Genomic DNA, 21,353 nt, shown 5'->3' with positions numbered 1-21,353 from the left:
AGCATTAGCTTCTAGAATGCAGCGATGGCCAAGAACCTCGACATCACCCTCGTCCGCACCTTCATTGCCGTGGCGGAAAACGCCAGCATGACGGTGGCGGCCAACGCGCTGCACCTCACGCAGGGTGCCATCAGCCAGCAGATCAAGCGGCTCGAAGACGCCTTCGAATGCCGCCTGTTCGAGCGCGACGGCCGGCGGCTCGAACTCACCCACGCGGGTGAACGGTTCCTCGGCCGCGCCAAACGCCTGCTCGCCCTCAACGATGAAATCTGGGCCGACATGGCGGCGCGCCCGCTGCAGGGGCCGGTGCGCCTGGGCGTGCCTTACGACCTGGTCGGCACCGTTTTCCCGCCGATCTTCAAGGCGTTTACCGAAGCGTGGCCGTCGGTGGAATTGACCATCGTCTGCGGCACCTCGCCCGAACTGGCGGAGAGCATTGCGCGCGGCGAGCTGGACGTCGCCGTGGTCGAAGCGCCGGTGGACGAAGCCACGGGTGAATGCCTGTGCGTGGAGCGGCTGGTGTGGGTCGGCCCGCGGGGCGGCAACGTGCATGCGAAGCGCCCGCTGCCGCTGTCGATGGTGGACGAAAGCTGCGCCTTCCGCGCCCGCGTGCTCAAGGCGCTGGGCGAGCACGGCATCGAATGGCGCACGGTGTTCGAGAGCGGCAACATTGAAGCGACCACCGCCACGGTGCGCACCGGGCTGGCCGTCACGGCATGGCTGACGCCGACGGTGCCTGCGGACTTGGACATCCTCGGGCCCGAAGCCGGCCTGCCGGAACTGCCGATGTTTGCGATCAGCCTGCTGTTGCCGGCGCAAGGTGCGAGCCAGGCAACACAAGCGCTGGCGCACTGTATTCGAGACGGATTTTCTATGCGGCAGAGCGCGCTGGAGCGCAAGCGCGCAGCTTGATCTGCGGTCGGCTGCCTATCTGGCATCCCCGGCCCGCCCCGGGGATACGTCCATCCGTTGTTATGCGGCGGTGATCTGCCGTCGCTCGATGGCGGCCAACACCTCCCACGTGCGCGGATCCACGTCGCTCCCCCCGAGCGACATCGACAGATACGCGTCGATGGCATCGATAAAGCCCTTCACGAAGGCCTGCGGATACGCGTGTTCCGAGAAGTACGTGAGCTGCTCGCGCAGCATGCCCAGCCGCCGCTGGCCATGGGTCTGCATGTCAGCGCGCGTGCGGCACAGAAACGCGCGCGCCGAGATCGCACCGCTCAGGTACAGACGGTTGCTGGTCAAAGACATGCGGCACCTCCCGATTGCGTGGGAAGCCTGCAGCGCAAAGGCGGTGGGGAAGGGTAAGACGCGGGGCGATGCCCGCTGAGTGCGGTAGCCATGTGGCCTCCTGTGGTGATTGCAGGAGACCCGCCATTCGCTGCGAAACGAGGGTGGCGGGCCTGACGACAGGGTTCGCAGACCGGCCACCACAGGAAACCGGCAGACCCGAAGGTCTCCCTGCCCGGCCCGCCGCAAAAAAGCATAGGCGTGCGCAAGCACCGGACATAAAAACGCCGCGCGAAAAGGCGGCTGTCCGTCTGTGGTGAGCGTGGACGGGCTGCGAAACCCGGTCACCGTTGGTGCGGTGACGGTGGGGATTATAGGTGCCGAAGTCCAACTGTGGAGCCCCAAAGCGTCCAGTCGAGGCCGATTCCTATAGTGACCGTCTACAGGAGCGGCTAAGTTCATGTCCGATTTCTGCTCGGCTGGCCTATGGAGATTGGAATGACTAAAACGCGATTCAAGAGCGACGCATCTGAGGCTATTTACAGCACAGCATCCGATTTGCATCGCGCCGGTCTCATCAATACAAAAACCCTGCGTGAATACCACGAGCTGTGTGTCGTGCCCGTACAGCAGCCAATTTACAAACTGGATGATTCGTCGCCACTGGACTATGAAGCCCCCACTGAGGGCGATTGATTTTGCAAACCCAGCCTCGGAGAATGTGTGCGGTTTTCGCCAGCATTTCAATCGTTCAAACCTCTTCCACTCGATCGCATACGCATGAAGCGACCTATTTCCCTAACTGTCGTTAGCTGGCTTCTGCTCTTCAGCGCAGTGGCCTCCCTAATCTCTACGGTGAATTCACTGCGTAGCTGGCAAATGCTGGAATCGCTGGGTGTCCATGCGGAAGCGAACTGGACGTTGATCGGTCTCGGGGTGCTGACAAATCTGCTCGCAATCGCGTCGGGCGTCGGCATCCTGAAAGGACAAGGATGGGGTTGCAAGGTATGCCTTGGTTTTCTGCTGCTGAGTGTGTTGGTGTCGCTGGTGTCGTTCTTCTATATCCAAGCGATTGGCGTGCTGGTCGCGCGACTGGCTGTCTTTGCAGCCCTCGCATTCATCCTGCAACGGGCATCAGCCCGCGCTTATTTTCGGCAGGGCAGCAATACCACCGCCACCGCGTAAGCGTTCTCACTCGGCACCCCCAACGACCTTGCATACACATACCTTCACTCACCCAATCCTCCCGGAGCGCAAGGTCAGAACCGGCTTCCATTGGTCGGCGCTGGTGTTTGGCACGCTCTGGGCTTTCTCGGAAGGCTTGATCGCGCAAGGGGGGCGACTAGCCGGCGTCGACGCTATTGCCGCACTCCTGGTGACGCTGGACCGAAATGCAACACCGGAAGTGACCGTAGCTGCCACAGGCCTGTTCTTCGTCAAGAACGTCTACTGCGGTATTCGCGCCAGTGATTGGCTTGAGGACGCATTGCGCCAAGCCGGATACCGGCGCATCACCTAAAGTTCATCCCACCGACGCGGCACGATGTTGAAGACCATTTGGACAATGTTGCCCCTCAAGCGGGTTACGACAACGGCCGAAGCACCGGAGAACAACCATGTTCGGCACGTGGCGGCGGCCTTCCATAACCGTGAGGAATTCCAGCGACGGGCTGCGGCGGCCGCCTTGGTACTCGGCAGCAATACGATCGACACGCTCGTTGGTCTACTGCGCAGTGAACATACGCCACCTGACGCACTGGCACCTCAATTCGCTGGACTTGGTGCTTGGCTAACCGCACGTCAGTTCGCCATCTTCGAGGTTTTCTACCACTTCGGCGCACCTGCCGTTCCTACCCTGCTGAGTGTTATCCGCGGCGAGTACGACTGGACGCAGGGCAACGCCATCGAAATACTGTGCAGGCTCTATGCAAAGGGCGCAGCACCGGCATCAGCGTTTGAATTGCTGAAGGAAACGATTCCGTCGATGCGCAAGGAGGCGTTGATTTATGCCGCTGGCACGCTGCACATGCTCAGGCAGCAGGACACAACGCTCAGCGACGTTCTGGAAGAGCTTTTGGAGATACCCCAGTTTTCCGACGCGTACCAATACAGGGTGACGGGCATGTGGCCATCGGCCGAGTAGCACCACAAAACAAAAACCCCGCCAACGGGCGGGGTCCCCCAAATCCTTTTGAGCCTGCAAGCAATCAAGCCTGCGGCGCTGCCCCATCTTCCGGAGCGGCCTCGCCTTCGGCCTTGGCTTCGTCCTTCTTTTCGAGCATCTCTTCCAGCGCGCCCGCGCCCTTGAAACCGGCGACGGCGGCGACGGCCTTGGTCAGCAGGCCGGCATCCGGATCGACTTTCTCGGCGGCTTCAACGGCGGCGACGGCGCCGGCGATTTTGCCCACTTCATCCAACAGTCCCATGGTCACCTCCGCGTGATTGAACGGGAGAGCCATCTTGCTCCCGGCGAGGGGCGCAAGTGCAAGCAAAGTTAAAAATTTTCTGCGGGCATTCGTTTGCGTACGCCGCGCATCACTCCGCTTCGGCGCCGGCAGGGGCGCCGGTGAGCGCAGCCAGGCGCTGACGGGCGCTGTCGGTAATCGGACTCGACTGGCGCGTCGCCACGTCGATCTGCACGATCACCGATTGCGATGTCGCGGCGCATTGCCCGTTCTGGAAGATGGCCTGCTCGAGCTTGACGGAGCTGCGCCCGATGCTCGCCACGCGTGTGCCGATCTGCACGGTGCCGGGCCAGAGGATCTCGTTGCGGAAGTCCAGCACAAGCTGCGCGATGACGAACTCGCAGCCGGGCGCGGCCAGTGGGTTGTCGGGCGTGAAGAGCATTTCCACCCGGCCGGTCTCCAGGTACGTGGCGAAGACGGCGTTGTTGATGTGGCCCTGGCGGTCGGTGTCGCCGTAGCGGAGCTTGTCGGTGGACTGCAGCGGAAAGTCGTTGAGCGATGGGAGCGTCATCGTGATGAGCGGTGGGGCGGCGGTGCGTGCATTGTGCCGGGCTTTGCGCGCCGGCGCAGAACCCCAGTCAGCCCAGCGCGCGCAATGACGTGCTGATGGCGCGCGCGCACTGCAGCAGGGCGGGGCCGAGCTTGGCCTCCATCTCGTCGGGCGTCCATCGCCCGGTCGGGGCAACGAGATGGATGGCCCCGAGCGCGCGGCCGTTGCCGCCGATCACCGGCGCGGCGATCGTCATGTCGCCGAGGAACAGTTCTTCGCAGTTGGTGGCGTAGCCGCGCTGGCGCGCCTGGCGCAGCGTTTCCATGATGTCCGCCACGTCAGTGCGCGTGTGCATGGTGTGCGCCACGCGCTGCGATGCCTCGACGATGGCCTGCGCTTCGGGCATCGGCAACGCGCTCAGGTAGGCGCGGCCCGACGCGGTGCAGTACATCGGGATGCGGCTGCCGATGGGCATGTGCACCGGCACGAAATGCGCGCTCACAAAGCGGGCGACGTACACCATCTCGTCCTGGTCGGGCTCGGTCAGGCAGGACGTTTCGGTGGTCAGCTTGGTCAGCTCGGCCAGGAACGGATTGGCCACGTCGATCAACGTGTCGGCGGCCAGGTAGTTGAAGCCGATTTTCATCACTGCGGGGGTGAGCTGGTAGCGCCGCGTCTGCGGATGCTTGCGCAGGTAGCCGAGCTGCTCGAGCGTGTAGACCATGCGCTGCGCCGAGCTTTTGTTGATGCCCGCCGCCGCGGCCACTTCGGCAATCGTCATGGTGCGGCGCTGCGCGTTGAAGGCGCCCAGCACGGCAAGCCCTTTCTCCAGCGACTGGTTGAACAGCAGGTCGGGCGCGTCGGCAGCGTCGGTCATGGCATGTGGCTTTCGGTTGGCAAATCAGCGCTCATAGAATCGCATATCGATTCGCATGCATCGATTAATGGTTTTCCATAGTTATGTATCGATGCAGCACGTTCGAATATTGGCATAAGCATTGCATGAAGGTGAACCGGTCCCCGTGGATGTGCGTTTGGGGTGCGTCTTTTTTCGTTGCCTGGAGGGTTGTCATGTCTGTCGTCTCTTTTTCACGCCGCTTCACGCTCGGTGCCGCACTGGTCGGGTGCATGCTCGGCACCGCTTCGTTCGCGTGGGCACAAGGTGCAGGCGCACCGGCCACCTACAACGTCGGCGCCACGGCCACCGGCGTGCCGTTCACCTTCCTCGACGTGAAGACGAACTCCATCCAGGGGATGATGGTTGACACCGTCAACGCGGTGGCCAAGGCGGGCGGCTTCAACGTGAACGTGCAGCAGACCGTGTTCTCGGCGCTGATTCCATCGCTCACGTCGAACAAGATCGACATCATCTCGGCGGCGATGCTCAAGACGCCGGCGCGCGCGCAGGTGGTGGATTTTTCCGACCCGGTCTACTCGTACGGCGAAGGCCTGATCGTCAAGGCGGACGACGCCAAGAACTACGCCACGCTTGATGATCTGAAAGGCGAAGTCGTGGGCGCGCAGGTCGGCACGGTGTTCCTCGACATGCTTAACAAGAAGGGCATCTTCAAGGAAGTGCGCAGCTACGACTCCGTGGCTGACATGACGCGCGACCTGGCGCTGGGCCGCATCAAGGCCGGTCTGGGCGACCAGCCGATCATTGCGTACCAGATCCGCCAGAACGCCTTCCAGGGCGTGAAGCTGGCTGCCGGCTACAAACCCGCCAACGTGGGCGATGTATGCCTGGTGGTGCGCAAGGGCGATACCGAAACGCTCAACCGCCTCAACAAGGCCATCGCCAAGATCAAGGCCGACGGCACGCTGGATGCCATCGTGAAGAAGTGGGGCATCTGATTCCCGACGGGTGATGCGCCATGAGTGTTGCAACGTTTCTTGAGCACGCGCAGGACTTCCTGCCAATCCTGCTGAAGGGGGCGGTGGTCACGGTGGAGGTGACCGTGCTGTCGTTCCTGCTTAGCAGCGTGATCGGGCTGGGGCTCGCGCTGATGCGCCTGTCGCCCGTCAAGGCCGTGTCTGCGGCCGGGGCGACGATCGTCAACATCATCCGCGGGCTGCCGATCATCGTGCAGCTCTTCTACATCTACTTCGTGTTGCCGGACATCGGCATTCAGCTCTCCGCTTTTCAGGCAGGCGTGATTGGGCTGGGCATTGCGTATTCGGCGTATCAGGCCGAGAACTTCCGCGCCGGCATCGAAGCGGTCGACCCCGGCCAGCGTGAAGCTGCGCAGGCCATGGGCATGCGCGGCACGCTCATCATGCGGCGCGTGATCCTGCCGCAGGCGTTTCGCATTGCGCTGCCGCCGTACGGCAACACGCTGGTGATGATGCTCAAGGATTCGTCGCTGGTGTCCACCATCACGGTGGCGGAAATGACGCGCGCGGGGCAGCTCATCGCCTCGTCCACGTTCCAGAACATGACGGTCTACACGCTGGTCGCGCTGCTGTATCTGGTGATGAGCCTGCCGCTGGTGTTCGGCCTGCGCAAGCTCGAACACCGCATGGGCGCGGGGAGGGCCAAACGATGAGCATGATCGAAATCCGCGATCTGCAGAAGCACTTTGGCGACCATCACGTGCTGCGCGGCGTGAGCCTGCACGTGAACAAGGGCGAGGTCGTCTGTCTGATCGGCCCGTCGGGCTCGGGCAAGTCGACCGTCCTGCGCTGCATCAACGGGCTGGAGTCGTACGACGGCGGCGAGATCCGCGCCTTTGGCGAACGCGTCGATCAACACAGCAAAACCATCCACACACTGCGCAGCCGCATGGGCATGGTGTTCCAGCGCTTCAACCTGTTCCCGCATCGCAGCGTGCTCGAAAACGTGATGGAAGGCCCCGTCTACGTGAAGGGCGAACGTCCCGAAACTGCGCGCGCCAAGGCGATGGCGCTGCTGGAAAAAGTGGGCCTGGCCGCCAAGGCAGAGGCGTATCCGGCGCAGCTTTCCGGCGGCCAGCAGCAGCGCGTGGCGATTGCCCGCGCGCTGGCGATGGAGCCCGAGGCGATGCTGTTTGACGAGCCCACCTCTGCGCTCGACCCCGAACTCGTCGGCGATGTGCTGGAGGTGATGCGCGCACTCGCCCGCGAAGGCATGACGATGATCGTCGTCACGCATGAGATGGGCTTTGCGCGAGAGGTGGCGGACCGCGTGTGCTTTTTGCACAGCGGCACCATCGTCGAAGAAGGCCCAGCCGCGCAGGTGCTTGGCGCTCCGCGCCAGCCGCGCACGCAGGACTTTCTGCGCCGCGTGCTGCACAAACCCGCCGATGTTCCCGCCGGAGACCTCGCGCCATGACGCAGCCGCAACTCGACATGGCTGCGGGCGGCGAGCCGCTGCCGCCCTCGCTATGGGCAGCGACCGCGCCTGCTGCACCGCCTACACCGCCGTTGACGGAATCGATCACCACCGATGTGCTCGTCATCGGTGGCGGTTACACGGGGCTGTCCACCGCGCTGCATCTGGCCGAACGCGGCACGCAGGTCACCGTGCTCGAAGCCAACGATCCGGGCTGGGGCGCTTCCGGGCGCAACGGCGGACAGGTCAACCCGACGCTCAAGCACGACCCCGATGAACTGGTGAGCCTGCTGGGCGCCGCCCGTGCCGAACCGTTGATCGACACCATCTCGCGCTCCGCCGACCTGGTGTTCGATCTGATCGAGCGGCATCGCATCGACTGCCAGCCCGTGCGTGCCGGGTGGCTGCAGCTTTCCTATTCGGACAAGGCCGTACCCGCGCTGCACGCCCGCGCACGGCAATGGGAAAAGCGCGGCGTGCCGGTGGAAATGCTGGACCGCGCCGCCGTCGCGCAACGTGTGGGCACCGAGGCATTTGCCGGCGCGTGGCTCGACGGCCGCGCAGGCGCCATCCAGCCGATGGCGTATGCACGCGGCCTGGTGCGTGCCGCGCAGAATGCCGGTGCCGCCGTGCATGGGCGCACCGCCGTCACGGCACTCGAGCGACAGGGCACGCAGTGGATCGCCACGACCAGCACGGGCGCAACGGTGCGGGCACAGCGCGCGGTGATCGCCACGAACGGCTACACCGGCCCGCTCTGGCCGGGCCTGGCGCAGACGGTGCTCTCTGCCAACAGCTTCATCGTCGCCACCAGGCCGCTCAAGACGGCTGAAGCCGAGCGCATTCTGGCGCGCGGGGAAACGGCTTCCACATCGCAACGGCTGCTGCTGTATTTCCGCAAAGACGCAGCCGGGCGCCTGCTGATGGGTGGACGCGGCTTCTTTTCCGAGCCGCGCGACGCGCAGGATTTTGCACACCTCGAACGCTCACTGGAGCTGCTCTTTCCACAACTCGGCCCGCTGGAATACGAATACCGCTGGGCGGGCCGCATCGCCATCACGCGCGATTTCATGCCGCACATTCATGAGCCGGCGCCGGGCATCACGATGGCGCTGGGCTGCAACGGGCGCGGCATCGCGTTGTGTACGAGCCTCGGCCAGCACATTGCCGCACGGCTGGCGGGCAGTGGCGAGGCGTTTCCGTACCCCGTATCGCCCATCACGCCGATCCCGCTGCATGGCCTGCAGCGCTTCTACATTGCGGCGGGCGTGGCCTGGTACAGCCTGCTCGACAAGCTGGGCGGCTGAGTACAGCAACACCCCAGGCCGGGGCGGCATGGTCTAGGATGAAGGCTCCTTTTCGTCACATCCTGGGGGACCCATGTCGCATCGCCGCCGTCTTGCGCTCGCTTGTGCGGGCGCCGCGCTGTTTGCTGGCGCCACGCCGTCGTTCGCCTATTTCCGCAACGTGTTAGCCAGCACCATCATCGGCTCGATGAGCCCGACGGAGTTGAAGTCGTTCACCAAGGCCATCGGCGATGTGCTGAAGAGCAGCGCCGACAACGCGCCTACGCAATGGACTTCGCCCGCCACAGGCAAGCAACCTGCCGTCGACGCGACCATCACACCGCTGGAATCCAGGACCGACGCCGGCCAGCCGTGCCGCCGTCTGCAGAGCGAACTGACGCGCGGCAGCAGCAAGGAGCAGTGGACGGCGTGGCTCTGCAAGCAGCCCAGCGGCGAATGGAAGTTGCGGCGGCTGGCGCAGTAAGGCATCGGCCACCGGGCAGTCTGTAGCGCGGGCGAGCCGCCCGATCCGGCGGCTCGCCCACCGGCTGCACTCAGCGGGCCGCCCGAAACGCCACCGCCAACCCCAGCAGAATCATCGCCATCCCCGCCATCGCGAGGAGCGCCAGGCGATGGCCGAGCACAAGGTCATCCAGCAGCGCCGTCACCACGGGCACGAGATAGAACAGGCTCGTCACGTTGACGAGATTGCCGCGCTGCATGAGCCGGTAGAACAGCAACTGCGCTCCCACCGACATCACCACGCCCATCCACAGCAAGGCGGCGATACCAGGCACGCTCGGCGTGAAGGCCAGCGATTGCGCAGGCAGCGCGAAAGCAAACGCCGCACACAGCACGAGGCTCACCGCGTTCTGCAACGGCAGCGTATCGATGGGCGACTGGTTCAGCCGCTTCTGCCCGATGGCGCCGACCGTCATGCACAACAGCGCGGCCAGCGCATAGCCGAGACCGGCCATCGGCACCTGGTGCGCATCGGCGCCACCCACCACCAGCGAAAGGCCGCCCAGCGCGAGGAGGAGGCCGGCCATCCGCGGTGCGGACCGGGTACGTTCAGTCACGAGCAGCGTCAGCAGCGGCTGCACGCCGAGCACCGTGGCCAACAGCCCGGGCGTGAGGCCGCGGTCCAGCGCGAGCAGATAGCAGATCGAATAGCCGCCGGTCAGCAAGGCACCGATGGCGGCCACCTTCAGCCGCGAACCCGGCGCCGGCCACCACCGCCCGCGCCGCAGGCCGAGGCCCGCCAACACCAAAGACGCGAGCGTAAAGCGCCCGACCAGAAACGCGAACGCCGGGACATGCTGCACCCCGATCTCCGCAAAGATTGCACCGCTGCTCCACAGCAGCACGAATAGAACCGTCGCGCCGGACCCTGCCAGCGCGGCTTGCATGGAACGCATTCCACTCACCTGTCGAAAAGAGATGTCTGGTTCCGGCGCGCAGGCAAGCGCCTGCCTCGGGCGTGTGCCCGAGCCTGGTTCAGGTCAACCGGAAACGAAGCGGCTGGGAATCAGCCGAGAGCGGGCGGAGGCGGCGGCTGTGCAGCGACCGCGTCGTAGCCCCAGGAGACGTCAGGAGGCGGGAAGGGCCCGGGCTGCACGCACACGTCATCCACGCGGGCGCGATGGCCGGCGGCGAGGAGGGTGGCGTGAAGTCGGGACATGAAGACGAAGATTCAGAGAATCAGAGAGGCGATAAATCGGAATTGGCCGATGGCGTCTGAGCAGACTATCGGGATCGCGCGCTGGGCGCAAGGGCGGCGCGTTACGGTTACTTCAGGTACGACTTGATCACCTGCATCACCGCATCGAGGTCTTCCTGGCGTTGCGCCTCGGCAGGCTCCTTCACGACGTGATCGGTCAGGTGGCCCTCGATGACCGCTGCCATCAGTCCGTTGACCGCCCCGCGAATCGCCGCAATCTGCTGCAGGACGGCGGTGCAATCGCCCTCGTCGGCGAGTTGTTTTTCCAGCGCAGCGGCCTGCCCCTGGATGCGCCGCACGCGCGCCAGCAGCTTGGCTTTGTCGCGGATGGTATGAGCCATGGGTCGGGTATCGAGGTGAGGTGAACGACGCGGGAGGGTAGCATCACTATACTGGGGGGGAGTATATTTCGCCTACCCGATTTCACTGCCCTCCCCATGACCGCGTTCACCACCCTGCTGCAGCAAGGCAACGCCTGGCTGTTCGTTCCCAGTGCGATCCTGCTCGGTGCGCTGCATGGCCTGGAGCCTGGGCATTCCAAGACGATGATGGCGGCGTTCATCGTCGCGATCCGCGGCACGCTCACGCAGGCGGTGTTGCTGGGGTTGTCGGCCACGGTGTCGCATACGGCGGTGGTGTGGGCGGTGGCCATGGCGGGCCTGTACTTCGGCCGCAACTGGAACGCAGAAACCACCGAGCCATATTTTCAGATGGTGTCGGCCGTGCTGATCGTGGCCGTGGCAGCGTGGATGATGTGGCGCACCTGGCGCAGCACGCACGCGGCGCACGACCACGATTATCATCACCACGATCACAGCCATGACGACATCCAACGCATCGACACCGGCCATGGCGTCGTGCAACTCGCCATCTTCGAAGATGGCGTGCCGCCGCGCTTCCGGCTGACACGCGAGGGCACGCGCGGCACCGCATGGTCAGCCGAGGAGGTGCGGGTCGTCACCGAGCGGCCCGACGGCAGTCGGCAAACCTTCGGCTTCGTCCAGCGCGACGGTTTTCTCGAATCGGAGCACGTCGTTCCCGAGCCGCATGCTTTCGTAGCGCGCCTGTCGCTCGGGCACGAACACCATCGGCATGACTACGACGTCACGTTCTCCGAGCATGATCACGACCATGATCACAGCCATGGCGGCCTCGATGTTTCATCTGCCGAATACCAGGACGCCCACGAACGCGCGCACGCCAACGACATCCGCCGCCGCTTCACCAACCGTGAAGTCACCACCGGCCAGATCATCGTGTTCGGGCTCACGGGCGGGCTGATTCCTTGCCCGGCGTCGATCACCGTGCTGCTGTTGTGCCTGCAGCTCAAGAAGATCACCTTGGGCGCGGCGCTGGTGCTGTGCTTCAGCATCGGGCTGGCGCTCACGCTGGTGGCCTCGGGCGCGCTGGCGGCGCTGAGCGTGAAGCACGTCTCCCGGCGCTGGGGCGGCTTTGGTGAATTTGCACGCAAGGCGCCGTACCTGTCAGGCGTGCTGATTGCGCTCGTGGGGTTGTACGTGGGCTGGCAGGGCGTGCATGGGGTGCTGCAACTGCCGTAGCAACGTCTGCGTTTGGTGTGACAAGGCTGCATCCATTGCCGCATGGCCTGCGTATCTGCAGGTACAGGCTGAGGCTGGTGCAGCATGTTCTTCGTCGATGCAGTGTCAGGTTTGCATGCGCACCGCGACCAACCTGTGGGATCCGGGCGGCCACGCGCCGCTAGCGATCCAATGGATGCCGCCTCCGGCGGCACGTTCACCGCACGAGGAGTTCATCATGCACACCCGCCGCCTTACCCTGGCCTTGCTTGCCACGCTTTCCGCTTCCACCGCGCTGTTCATCGCCCAACCGGCTTCAGCCGCGCAGGCCAAGTACGACCCGTACACGCAAGGCGCCGTCGACAAAACGGACCCGTTCACGCAAGGTGCTGACCGCCAGGCCGACACCTATGGCTATCTGTCGTGGAAGTACGATCGCTTCGATCCGTATGCGCAAGGCGCGGATCGTCAGACCAGCGCACACGACGTGCTCGCATGGCGCGGCGATACGAGCTACCCGGGCAGCACGGACGGCGCTCGCGCGTGACGGGCCGGCATGGCGTGAGAGGGACCGTGTAAGCGCGGCCCTCCACGCGAGCCTCACTTCACCGAGGTTGCCCCGTCGACGATCCGGTCATACAGGGCACGCGCTGCAGGCGACAACTGCGCTGCCTTGCGCGTGACGAGCACCAGGGTGCGCGACACTTCGGGCTCGACCAGCTCCACCGTACGAATCATCGGATACGCGTTCTTCTGCATCGCCAACCGCGGCACCACCGCTGCGCCCAGGCCTTCGGCCACCAGCCCGAGCGCCGTTGAACTGCGCTGCACTTCATAGAACGAATGCAGCGTCACGCCGCTCGCCTTGAGTGCGCCGTCGAGCAGGCTGCGGTTGCCGCTGACCTCGCCGGCAAAGATGAGCGGGTGCGGCTGCAAGGCCTGCCATCGGATGCGGCGCCGCTTGGCGAGCGGATGATCGTCGCGGCAGACGAGGACGTACGGATCGCTCGTCAGCGGCACGCTCACGAGTTCCGGATGCTGGTCGCCTGCAATGCTGATACCGAACTCGGCCTCACGACGCAGCACCGCCTGCAGCACGGACGCCGAGGCATGGTCGAGAATCTTCACGCGATCGTGCGGGCGGTGCTCGGAGAACGCGCGCAGGATACGCGGGAGGTAGTGCACGCCCACCGTCGGCACGCAGGCGATGGTGATGTCGCCGCGCTGGCTCAGGCCGGTCTCGCGAATCTCCGTGAGCGCATCGGACAACTCATTGAGCAGCCGGCGCGCCTGCGGCAAAAAGCGCTGACCGATTTCCGTCAGCTCGGTCCGGCGCGTGGTGCGCTCCACCAGCGCCACGCCAAGAAACGCCTCCAGCTTGCGCAGGCGCTGCGTGATGGCGGTCTGCGTCACGTGGAGCGTATCGGCGGCTTGCGTAAAGCTGCCGCTCTCCGCAATCGCCACGAATGCCTGCACGCCCAGCGTATCGATTTTCATTAGATAAATGAATGAATTCCAGCAATGAATTCATTTTACTGATCTTCCGCCGCGCCACAGAATGCCCGTGTTCGATCGCAACCCCGGCAAGGAGAACCACCATGACCACGCAGCACGATTGGAGCGCAGATCAGTACGTCCGGTTTGAAGAAGAACGCACGCGGCCTGCCCGGGACTTGCTGGCCGCCGTGCCGCAAACGGCCATCCGCAGCGCCGTCGACATCGGCTGCGGGCCAGGCAATTCCACCGAGGCACTGATGGCGCGCGCGCCCGGCGCGGCCGTCCGCGGGTTCGATACTTCGGCCGACATGATCGAGGCCGCGCGCAAGCGCCTGCCGCACGTGGATTTTGAGATCGCCGACGTTGCGACGTGGAACCCGCCCGAACCGTTCGATCTGATCCTGGCGAACGCCGTGCTGCAATGGTTGCCCGATCACGGCACGCTGTTCCCGAAATTGATCGGCAAACTGACGCAGGGCGGCCACCTTGCGGTGCAGATGCCCGACAACCTGGATGAGCCGACGCACCGCCTGATGCGCGAGGTGGCTGCCGACGGCCCGTGGGCCGGCAAGCTCAAGGGCGTCGAACGCACGGAACGGTTTGACCCACGCCGCTACTACGCCATGCTGTCACCGCTGTGCAGTCGGGTGGACGTATGGCGCACCACGTATTACCACCCTCTGCGGGGTGGCGCGGATGCGGTGGTGGAATGGCTGAAGGGAACCGGCCTGCGACCCTTCCTCGCGGCGTTGAACGAAGCCGAACGGCCCGTCTTCCTCGCACGCTATCGCGACGCGATTGCCCAGGCCTATCCGGCACTCGACGATGGCACGGTGCTGCTGCCGTTTCCGCGTCTCTTCATCGTGGCGACGCGCAAGTAGGCGCAATCGCAGAAGCAGAAGCGCCGCCATGAAAAAAAGCCCGACGGCAAATACCGGCGGGCTTTTTTATCCGACCTCTGCGTCGCTTAACGCGACGGGTTCAGGGTCAGGTTCATGTGACGGTTCACATCCTTGTACAGCAGGTAACGGAAGCGGCCAGGGCCACCCGAATAGCAGGCCTGCGGACAGAACGCGCGCAGCCACATGAAGTCGCCGGCTTCCACTTCGACCCAGTCCTGATTGAGGCGATAGACGGCCTTGCCTTCGAGCACGTACAGGCCGTGTTCCATCACGTGGGTTTCGGCAAACGGAATCACGCCGCCCGGCTCGAACGTGACGATGTTGACGTGCATGTCGTGGCGCATGTCGCTCATGTCGACAAAGCGCGTCGTCACCCACGCGCCGTTGGTGCCCGGCATCGGGATCGGCTCGACGTCCTGCTCGTTCGTCACGAAGGCTTCCGGCAGGGGAATGCCATCGACGACCTGGTAGTGCTTGCGGATCCAGTGGAAGCGCACCGCGGCATCGCTCACGTTGTGCAGCGTCCAGTCGGCACCCGGCGGGATGAACGCGTAGCCGCCCGGCGTGAGCGTGTGCTTTTTGCCCTGCAGCGTCAGCTCGGCTTCGCCTTCAACGACGAACAGTACGGCTTCGGCGTTCTTGTCCTGCTCGGGCTTGTCGCTGCCGCCGCCCGGGTTCACTTCAACGATGTACTGCGAGAAGGTCTCGGCAAAACCCGACAGCGGGCGGGCGATCACCCACAGGCGCGTCTGGGTCCAGAACGGCAGCCAGCTCGTGACGATGTCGCGCATCACCCCCTTGGGGATCACCGCGTACGCCTCGGTGAACATCGCGCGATCGGTCAGCAGATCCGTCTGGGGCGGATGGCCGCCATGCGGCGCGTAATACGTGGTCTTAGACATGTTGCATTCAGGCAATGGGTTGGTCCGGCCCCGGGCGCAAACAGCAACAGGCGGTTCGTACGCGGGCGGCGTTGACGATAGCGAAGTCGCCCACAATCGACCAATTAAATGTTCCGATAACTTCCATTCGATTTGCCACTACCGCCCCAGCATCAGATCGAGGTTCTGAACCGCTGCGCCGGATGCACCCTTGCCGAGGTTGTCGAACACCGCCGTGAGCAGGACCTGGCCGTGGTCGTTGGCGAACACGCCCAGCCGCATGTCGTTGGTGCCGTTGAGCGCCTGCGGGTCGAGATGCGGCAAGGCGGACGGCGCCTGCAGCGGCATCACGTCCACATGCTGCGCGCCGGCGTAGTGGTCAGCCAGACATGCGTGCAGCGCGGTCGCATCAACGTCGGCGTTGAGCAGACGCAGCTCCAGCGGCACCGTCAGCACAATGCCCTGGCGATACGCGCCGTAGGCCGGGACGAACATCGGCCGCTGCGTGAGTCCGGCGTGCAGTTGGATCTCGGGCGTGTGCTTGTGCGCCAGACCCAGCCCGTACACCTGGAACGGCAGGGCGTTTGCTGCCTCGGGCCCCTCGTACGTTTCCACCGCGGTGCGGCCACCCCCCGAATAGCCGGACACGGCATGAATGCTGATCGGGTAATCCGCCGGCAGAAGGCCCGCCTGCACGAGCGGGCGCAGCAGCCCGATCGCGCCGGTCGGGTAGCAGCCCGGGTTGGTCACGCGCGAGGCGCCCGCAACACATTGAGCTTGCCCTTCGCTCATCTCCGGAAAGCCGTAGACCCAGCCCGGCGTGGTGCGATGCGCAGAGCTGGCGTCGATCACGCGCACGCGCGGGTTGACGATGGCCGCGACCGCCTCGCGCGCGGCCGCATCGGGCAAGCACAGGATGGCGATATCGCAGGCGTTGATGGCCTCGGCACGGCGTTGCGCGTCTTTGCGGGCGTCGGCGGGAAGCGTCAGCAGTTTCAGGTCTTGCCGCTCGACCCGGCCGCGCAGACGCTCGTGGATTTGCAGGCCGGTGGTGCCTTGGTCGCCGTCGATGAAGACGAGGGGCGTGGACATGGCGGGCGCTCCCAGGGAAAGAAGATGGTGATGAATGCGAGCCTCCATCTTCGAGCGCGACCTAGAATATGAAAAGTTGAATTTCACAACCGTCACATTCAGCTTTTCTGAATCATGCGAGAGATCAGCCTGGACCGCCTGCGCACGCTCGTCGAAGTTGCCCAGCGCGGTTCGTTTGCCGACGCGGCGCGGGCGCTGCATCTGGCGGCGCCCACCGTCAGCCTGCACATTGCCGAACTGGAAGATCGCGTGGGCGCGCAGTTGCTCTCTCGCAAGCGCGGGCAGGTGCAGCCCACCGCCATCGGCGAGGTGATGGTGGAGCGCGCCCGCAAGCTGCTGGCCGATGCCGAGCAGGCGCTGGACGACATCCAACGCCAGGTGCAGGGACTGAGCGGGCGCGTACGGCTGGGCGCGTCCACCGGCGCCATCGCCCACTTGCTGCCGCAGGCGCTGGAGGTGCTGCGGCAAGACCACCCCGGCATCGACGTGCAGGTGGCGGTGCTCACGTCGCAGGAAACGCTGGCGAGGCTCGCCGATGGCGCGCTCGACATTGGCCTCGTGGCACTGCCGCAATCGCAGGTCGCGGGGCTCGCCATCAAGCCATGGCGGCGCGATCCGGTGATGGCGTTCCTGCCGGCGCACTGGACGAGCCCCGCGCGCATCACGCCGGCTTGGCTGAGCGCGCAGCCGTTGATCCTCAACGACGCCACCACGCGTCTGTCACGCCAGACGACCGAGTGGTTCGCCACGGACGGTTATCACCCCGTGCCGCGCATCCAGCTCAACTACAACGACGCCATCAAGAGCCTGGTCGCCGCCGGTTATGGCGCCACACTGCTCCCGCACGAGGCGTCCGCCGCACCGTCGGATGTGCGCATCACCATGCGGCCGCTGCGGCCTGCGTTGTGGCGCGAACTTGGCATCGCGCACCGGGCCGGCCACGTCGAGCGATCGACCCAGCATGTGCTCGACGTGCTTTGGATGCTGCGCGCGAAATAGCGCATTGCGCGCCTTGGCACCGTGACGAGGCGGAGAATCCGATGAATAAAGTTTGACTTCTTGTGTCGTGACAACTATCGTACGATATGTTTTTCGACACAGCCCGGCGCGCCTGGCTGCCCATTCCGAGCCGCGCGCGCCGCCTCCTCCCTTTCTTTCTTCGCCCTCATGCCTCTACTTGATGCCTCCCGCGAGCGCCGGCTGCTCTGGCTGCTCGCGCTCACGCAGTTCACCGTCATCATGGATTTCATGGTGATGATGCCGCTTGGTCCGCAGATCATGCATACGTTTGGCATCGGCCCGGCGGCGTTCGCCACGGCCGTGTCGGTGTATTCGCTGTGCTCGGGCGCTTCCGGCCTGCTGGCCGCCACGTACATCGACCGCTTCGACCGGCGACGCCTGCTGCTGACGGTCTATGGCCTGTTCACGCTCGCCAACCTGGCGTGCGCGCTGTCCGGCAACTACGCCATGCTGCTGTTTGCACGCGCGTTTGCGGGCGTCACGGGCGGCGTGCTCGGGTCGATCATCCTGGCCGTGCTCTCCGACGTGATTCCGCCCGCGCGGCGCGGCGCGGCCACGGGCGTGGTGATGTCGTCGTTTGCGCTGGCAGCCATGGCGGGCGTGCCCGTGGGCATTGCGATTGGCGCGCACTTCGGCTGGTCGGCGCCGTTCTTCCTGCTGACGGCGCTCACGGTGCTGATCTGGCTCGGCGCGCGTCAGACCGTTCCGCCGCTGGCCGGACACCTCGCCGACAAGCGCAGCCAGACGTTCGGCGATGTCCTCGTCAACCTGTGGCGCCTGCTGACCAATCCGGGCCATCTGCGCGCGTTCGTGCTGACCTTCGTGATGATGGGCTCGCACATGCTGGTGATCCCGTTCATCTCGCCGGTGCTGGTGGCCAACCATGGCGTGGCGCCGCAGGATCTGTCGTGGCTGTACGTGGCGGGTGGTGCGGCGTCGTTCTTCACGTCGCGCGCGGTCGGCAAGCTGGCCGACCGCTACGGCCGGCGCCGCGTGTTCGTGGCGGCCACGCTGCTTGCCTGCATTCCCGTGCTGGTGATGACACATCTGCCCGACTGGCCCTTCGTTGGCATGCTGCTGTTCTTCCCATGCTTCATGGTTGTGCTGTCCAGCCGCATGGTGCCGATGCAGGCGCTGATGACGACGGTGCCGAACCCGCAGGTGCGCGGTGCGTTCCTGTCGGCCAACAGCGCCGTGATGTCGGTGGGCACGGGCGTGGGTGCGTGGCTGGGCGGCCTGCTGCTCAGCAATGGCGCGGCGGGCCACATCGAGGGTTACGGATTGAACGGCTGGCTGGCGGTGGCGGCCGGCCTGTTCTGCGTGTTCTGGATCAGCCAGGTGAAGGGCTCCGACGAGCGCGGCGATCCGTCGCTGGCGGCGCCGGCCGGCCCGTCTGCGCCGCAGCCGGTGCCGCAAGCCCCGCAGGCGGAGAAGGCCTGAGCGCTACTCGGCTTCGAGCACCGTCTTGAGCTTCACCAGGTCGCGCTGCACCCATTCGGCATCGGCTTCGAACTGCGCGTCGTCCATGTTGGGCTGCTGAAACAGCGTGAGCGAGACCGTGGTGCCGGGGCCATTACGCACCACGCGCAGCGGCACATAGACGACATTGCCGTCGGGCATCCGCACCCAGTGGTCGGCGATGCCGAAGTCGTTGGGCGGGCTGAAGCGGATGAACACGTTGCCATCGGTGCCGGCAGGCGCCTTGGCAATCCATTCGTCAGGCGCCGCGCCAGAACCCTGCGTGCCGGGTGCGAGCCCTTCGGACAAGCCGGTCGCCCAGATCGGGAAATTCAGCGGCTCGGCGAGGAACGCGGCCACGTCGTCAAAGTGGCGTTCGACGTTGATGCTCAGGGTGCGGACGTTGTGCAGCATGAGGCCTCCGTGTGCGGCGCGCGCCGGTGCCGGGCAGTATAGGCGGCGCTCAGGCCGGCAGTTTACGGAAACTGACCGCCAGGCGGTTCCACGTGTTGATGGTGCAGACCAGCAGCGTCAGGTCGACCAGCTCGGCGTCGGAAAACTGCGCGCGCGCGGCCTGCCACACGTCGTCGGGCACGCGCGTTTCGCCGACGCGCGTGACGGCCTCGGTCCACGCCAGCGCGGCGCGTTCGCGGTCGGTGAAGAACGGCGTCTCCTGCCAGACGCACACCGCGGCCAGGCGCCGCTCGTCTTCGCCGGCCTTGCGCGCATCGGCGCTGTGCATGTCAACGCAATAGGCGCAGCCGTTGATCTGCGAGGCGCGCAGGCGCACGAGTTCGGTCAGCGGTTTTTCGAGCGAGCTTTTGCCCAGGGCTTTTTCGAGGCCCATGACGGCCTGGATGGCGGCGGGGTTGCTCTGGTAGAAATCGAGGCGGGGTTCCATGGCGGGCTCCTGGGGTTTCGTGCTGGAGGATCGAAGGCAGTCTAGGGTCCACCGTGGCGCCGTGGAATCGCCAATCGGCGTGAATATCAGGTAGCCACCTTGCCGAGCGCTTCTGCCAGCTTGCCGAGCGCCGTGTCGATCTCCGCCACGTTCACATGCCCGTAGCCGAGCAGCAGGCCGGGCTGCGGCGGCTGCGCCACGAACATCCGCGCCGTGCCGTACAGGCCCACGCCAACGCTGTGCGCGATCTGGAGCAGCTCCGCTTCCGGCAGCCGCGCCTGCACGCGCGCCGCCATGTGAATGCCCGCGGCAGACGGCAACGGTGCCAGCCACGGCGCCAGCGGGCCTCGCAGATGCCGCAGCAGCGCCGTGCGCCGGGCCGCATATTCCTTGTGCATGCGGCGCAGGTGCTTGGCGAAATCGCCATCGAGCATGAACTTGGCCAGCGCCGCCTGCATGAGCGATTCGCTGTGCCAGTCGGCCACCTGCTTGGCGTGCCGCAGCGGCGCCACCAGGGAGGCCGGTGGCACCATGTAGCCGATGCGCAGCTCCGGGAAGATCGTCTTGGAGAACGTCCCCACGTAGGCCACGCAGCCGGCGGCATCGAGGCTCTTGAGCGATTCCATCGGGCGGCCGTCGAAGCGGAATTCGCTGTCGTAATCGTCTTCGACGATCAGCGCGTCATGACGTTGCGCCCAGTCGAGCAGTTGCGCGCGGCGCGCGAGGCTCATCGGCATGCCAAGCGGAAATTGGTGCGATGGCGTCACGTAGACGAGCCTGGCCTGCGGCGGCAGCGCCTCGACGACCAAGCCCTGCGCATCCACCGGCACCGGCACGACGTTCGCGCCGAGCGCCTGCAGAGCGATGCGCACGGGCGGATAGCCGGGGTCCTCCACCGCCACCGTATCGCCGGGGCGCACCAGCACCCGCGCGATGAGGTCGATGGCCTGCTGCGCGCCATGCGTGACGATGATGTCCGCCCACGCACACACCACCGCACGGCTGAAGGCGAGATAGCGCGAAACCGCCAGCCGCAGCGCCTGGTCCCCGCCCGGATCGTGATAGCCGCCGCGCCCGCGTGCCTGCTGGCGCAGGGCGTGCGCCACGCAGCGGCGCCATGCGTCGAAGGGGAAGAGACGCTTCTCGGTCACGCCGCCGGCAAAGTCGTACACCACGTTGGCGCGCGGCATCGGCAGCACGGCCGGCACCTCGTTCCACGGCGTGTCAAACCGGCGCACCGGCGGCGTGGGCGAGCCGAGCTGGGCGGCGGCCGATGCCGGCGGCGTGCGCGCACGCAAACCTTCGGCGGCCTCGGCGACAAACGTGCCCGAGCCGGGGCGCGATTGCAGGTAGCCCTCCGCCACCAGACGCTCGAACACGTCCAGCGTCGTCTTGCGGGATACGCCGATCTGCAGCGCAAGGTCGCGCGTGGAGGGTAGCCGCTCGCCCGGCACGAGCCGGCCATCGAGGATGGCGGTGCGGAGCTGCCGATAGAGCTGGCCGGCAAGGTCATGCCGGCCGTGGATCGTCAGATGGACATCCATCGTGGGCGCAGTG

27 protein-coding genes are annotated in these 21,353 nt (G+C 65.5%); 15 read left to right on the top strand and 12 right to left on the bottom strand.

The window, feature by feature from the left end; genetic code table 11:
• Positions 1-24 precede the first annotated feature (24 nt).
• Complete coding sequence (locus TK49_RS02955) at positions 25-912, top strand: LysR family transcriptional regulator (protein ID WP_045785375.1); 888 nt, start codon at positions 25-27, stop codon at positions 910-912.
• 60 nt (positions 913-972) lie between these two features.
• Here TK49_RS02955 and TK49_RS02950 read toward each other — a convergent pair whose 3' ends face one another.
• Entirely contained in the window at positions 973-1,257 is a 285-nt protein-coding gene (locus tag TK49_RS02950; protein WP_045785374.1) for a hypothetical protein, read from the bottom strand.
• Between the two features lie 477 nt (positions 1,258-1,734).
• Here TK49_RS02950 and TK49_RS25190 point away from each other — a divergent pair, with 477 nt between their 5' ends.
• The 4 genes from TK49_RS25190 (at position 1,735) to TK49_RS02935 (ending at position 3,379) form a co-directional block, all read left to right on the top strand.
• A complete protein-coding gene (locus TK49_RS25190; RefSeq protein ID WP_240479899.1) occupies positions 1,735-1,932 on the top strand; it encodes a hypothetical protein in 198 nt (65 codons plus the stop codon).
• A 183-nt stretch (positions 1,933-2,115) separates the two neighbouring features.
• Positions 2,116-2,421, top strand: coding sequence for a hypothetical protein (locus TK49_RS02945; RefSeq protein WP_045785373.1), 306 nt, complete (start codon positions 2,116-2,118; stop codon positions 2,419-2,421).
• Positions 2,422-2,449: 28 nt separating this feature from the next.
• Positions 2,450-2,755 (top strand): hypothetical protein, encoded by a 306-nt coding sequence (locus tag TK49_RS02940; protein ID WP_045785372.1) that lies wholly within the window; start codon positions 2,450-2,452, stop codon positions 2,753-2,755.
• Positions 2,756-2,779: 24 nt separating this feature from the next.
• Positions 2,780-3,379 (top strand): hypothetical protein, encoded by a 600-nt coding sequence (locus tag TK49_RS02935; RefSeq protein ID WP_045785371.1) that lies wholly within the window; start codon positions 2,780-2,782, stop codon positions 3,377-3,379.
• Positions 3,380-3,443: 64 nt separating this feature from the next.
• On the opposite strand, the gene TK49_RS02930 is transcribed toward TK49_RS02935, so the two are convergent.
• From TK49_RS02930 to TK49_RS02920, 3 genes are all read right to left on the bottom strand, one after another.
• Positions 3,444-3,662 carry a hypothetical protein gene (locus TK49_RS02930; protein WP_045785370.1) on the bottom strand — a complete coding sequence of 73 codons (219 nt, stop codon included), beginning with the start codon at positions 3,660-3,662 and terminating at the stop codon, positions 3,444-3,446.
• 109 nt (positions 3,663-3,771) lie between these two features.
• Positions 3,772-4,212: an acyl-CoA thioesterase gene (locus tag TK49_RS02925; protein ID WP_045785369.1), complete on the bottom strand. Its 441-nt coding sequence runs from the start codon at positions 4,210-4,212 to the stop codon at positions 3,772-3,774.
• Between the two features lie 67 nt (positions 4,213-4,279).
• A complete protein-coding gene (locus TK49_RS02920) occupies positions 4,280-5,068 on the bottom strand; it encodes an IclR family transcriptional regulator (RefSeq protein ID WP_045785368.1) in 789 nt (262 codons plus the stop codon).
• Between the two features lie 194 nt (positions 5,069-5,262).
• Here TK49_RS02920 and TK49_RS02915 point away from each other — a divergent pair, with 194 nt between their 5' ends.
• The 5 genes from TK49_RS02915 to TK49_RS02895 all read left to right on the top strand — a co-directional run bounded on the left by TK49_RS02915 (position 5,263) and on the right by TK49_RS02895 (position 9,271).
• Complete coding sequence (locus TK49_RS02915; RefSeq protein WP_082062826.1) at positions 5,263-6,045, top strand: ABC transporter substrate-binding protein; 783 nt, start codon at positions 5,263-5,265, stop codon at positions 6,043-6,045.
• Positions 6,046-6,065: 20 nt separating this feature from the next.
• Entirely contained in the window at positions 6,066-6,737 is a 672-nt protein-coding gene (gene ehuD / locus TK49_RS02910; protein ID WP_045785367.1) for an ectoine/hydroxyectoine ABC transporter permease subunit EhuD, read from the top strand.
• 2 nt (positions 6,738-6,739) lie between these two features.
• On the top strand, positions 6,740-7,501 hold the full coding sequence (locus TK49_RS02905; RefSeq protein ID WP_045785366.1) for an amino acid ABC transporter ATP-binding protein: 762 nt from the start codon (positions 6,740-6,742) through the stop codon (positions 7,499-7,501).
• Positions 7,498-8,808, top strand: a complete 1,311-nt coding sequence (locus tag TK49_RS02900) for an NAD(P)/FAD-dependent oxidoreductase (protein WP_045785365.1) — start codon at positions 7,498-7,500, stop codon at positions 8,806-8,808. The genes TK49_RS02905 and TK49_RS02900 overlap by 4 nt, the downstream gene beginning before the upstream one ends.
• Positions 8,809-8,881: 73 nt before the next feature.
• On the top strand, positions 8,882-9,271 hold the full coding sequence (locus tag TK49_RS02895) for a hypothetical protein (protein WP_045785364.1): 390 nt from the start codon (positions 8,882-8,884) through the stop codon (positions 9,269-9,271).
• Between the two features lie 70 nt (positions 9,272-9,341).
• Here TK49_RS02895 and TK49_RS02890 read toward each other — a convergent pair whose 3' ends face one another.
• A complete protein-coding gene (locus TK49_RS02890) occupies positions 9,342-10,205 on the bottom strand; it encodes a DMT family transporter (RefSeq protein ID WP_045785363.1) in 864 nt (287 codons plus the stop codon).
• Between the two features lie 370 nt (positions 10,206-10,575).
• Entirely contained in the window at positions 10,576-10,848 is a 273-nt protein-coding gene (locus TK49_RS02880; RefSeq protein WP_027678743.1) for a metal/formaldehyde-sensitive transcriptional repressor, read from the bottom strand.
• 96 nt (positions 10,849-10,944) lie between these two features.
• Here TK49_RS02880 and TK49_RS02875 point away from each other — a divergent pair, with 96 nt between their 5' ends.
• Complete coding sequence (locus TK49_RS02875) at positions 10,945-12,066, top strand: nickel/cobalt efflux protein RcnA (RefSeq protein WP_045785361.1); 1,122 nt, start codon at positions 10,945-10,947, stop codon at positions 12,064-12,066.
• A 217-nt stretch (positions 12,067-12,283) separates the two neighbouring features.
• Positions 12,284-12,592 carry a hypothetical protein gene (locus TK49_RS02870; RefSeq protein WP_045787713.1) on the top strand — a complete coding sequence of 103 codons (309 nt, stop codon included), beginning with the start codon at positions 12,284-12,286 and terminating at the stop codon, positions 12,590-12,592.
• Positions 12,593-12,645: 53 nt separating this feature from the next.
• Here TK49_RS02870 and TK49_RS02865 read toward each other — a convergent pair whose 3' ends face one another.
• Entirely contained in the window at positions 12,646-13,542 is an 897-nt protein-coding gene (locus TK49_RS02865) for a LysR family transcriptional regulator (protein ID WP_045785360.1), read from the bottom strand.
• A 101-nt stretch (positions 13,543-13,643) separates the two neighbouring features.
• Here TK49_RS02865 and tam point away from each other — a divergent pair, with 101 nt between their 5' ends.
• Positions 13,644-14,423, top strand: coding sequence for a trans-aconitate 2-methyltransferase (gene tam, locus TK49_RS02860; protein WP_045785359.1), 780 nt, complete (start codon positions 13,644-13,646; stop codon positions 14,421-14,423).
• Between the two features lie 86 nt (positions 14,424-14,509).
• On the opposite strand, the gene TK49_RS02855 is transcribed toward tam, so the two are convergent.
• Together TK49_RS02855 and argC are read right to left on the bottom strand one after the other, a co-directional pair.
• The gene (locus TK49_RS02855) at positions 14,510-15,346 is read right to left on the bottom strand and encodes a bifunctional allantoicase/(S)-ureidoglycine aminohydrolase (protein ID WP_027678748.1); all 837 of its coding nucleotides are present in this window, start codon (positions 15,344-15,346) and stop codon (positions 14,510-14,512) included.
• 138 nt (positions 15,347-15,484) lie between these two features.
• Positions 15,485-16,417, bottom strand: coding sequence for an N-acetyl-gamma-glutamyl-phosphate reductase (gene argC / locus TK49_RS02850; RefSeq protein WP_045785358.1), 933 nt, complete (start codon positions 16,415-16,417; stop codon positions 15,485-15,487).
• A gap of 114 nt (positions 16,418-16,531) precedes the next feature.
• On the opposite strand from argC, the gene TK49_RS02845 reads away from it, so the two are divergent.
• The gene (locus tag TK49_RS02845; protein ID WP_045785357.1) at positions 16,532-17,416 is read left to right on the top strand and encodes a LysR family transcriptional regulator; all 885 of its coding nucleotides are present in this window, start codon (positions 16,532-16,534) and stop codon (positions 17,414-17,416) included.
• A gap of 168 nt (positions 17,417-17,584) precedes the next feature.
• The gene (locus TK49_RS02840) at positions 17,585-18,877 is read left to right on the top strand and encodes an MFS transporter (RefSeq protein ID WP_045785356.1); all 1,293 of its coding nucleotides are present in this window, start codon (positions 17,585-17,587) and stop codon (positions 18,875-18,877) included.
• 3 nt (positions 18,878-18,880) lie between these two features.
• On the opposite strand, the gene TK49_RS02835 is transcribed toward TK49_RS02840, so the two are convergent.
• The 3 genes from TK49_RS02835 to pdxR form a co-directional block, all read right to left on the bottom strand.
• On the bottom strand, positions 18,881-19,309 hold the full coding sequence (locus TK49_RS02835; protein ID WP_045785355.1) for a hypothetical protein: 429 nt from the start codon (positions 19,307-19,309) through the stop codon (positions 18,881-18,883).
• Positions 19,310-19,358: 49 nt separating this feature from the next.
• Positions 19,359-19,796 (bottom strand): carboxymuconolactone decarboxylase family protein, encoded by a 438-nt coding sequence (locus tag TK49_RS02830; RefSeq protein ID WP_045785354.1) that lies wholly within the window; start codon positions 19,794-19,796, stop codon positions 19,359-19,361.
• 86 nt (positions 19,797-19,882) lie between these two features.
• The gene (pdxR, locus tag TK49_RS02825) at positions 19,883-21,340 is read right to left on the bottom strand and encodes a MocR-like pyridoxine biosynthesis transcription factor PdxR (protein ID WP_045785353.1); all 1,458 of its coding nucleotides are present in this window, start codon (positions 21,338-21,340) and stop codon (positions 19,883-19,885) included.
• Between the last annotated feature and the right edge of the window lie 13 nt (positions 21,341-21,353).

Origin of the sequence: Ralstonia mannitolilytica, assembly GCF_000954135.1 — a bacterium.
Lineage (GTDB): Bacteria > Pseudomonadota > Gammaproteobacteria > Burkholderiales > Burkholderiaceae > Ralstonia > Ralstonia mannitolilytica.
Note: the sequence above shows the minus strand (reverse complement) of the source record. Positions and strands in the feature narration are given on the sequence as shown.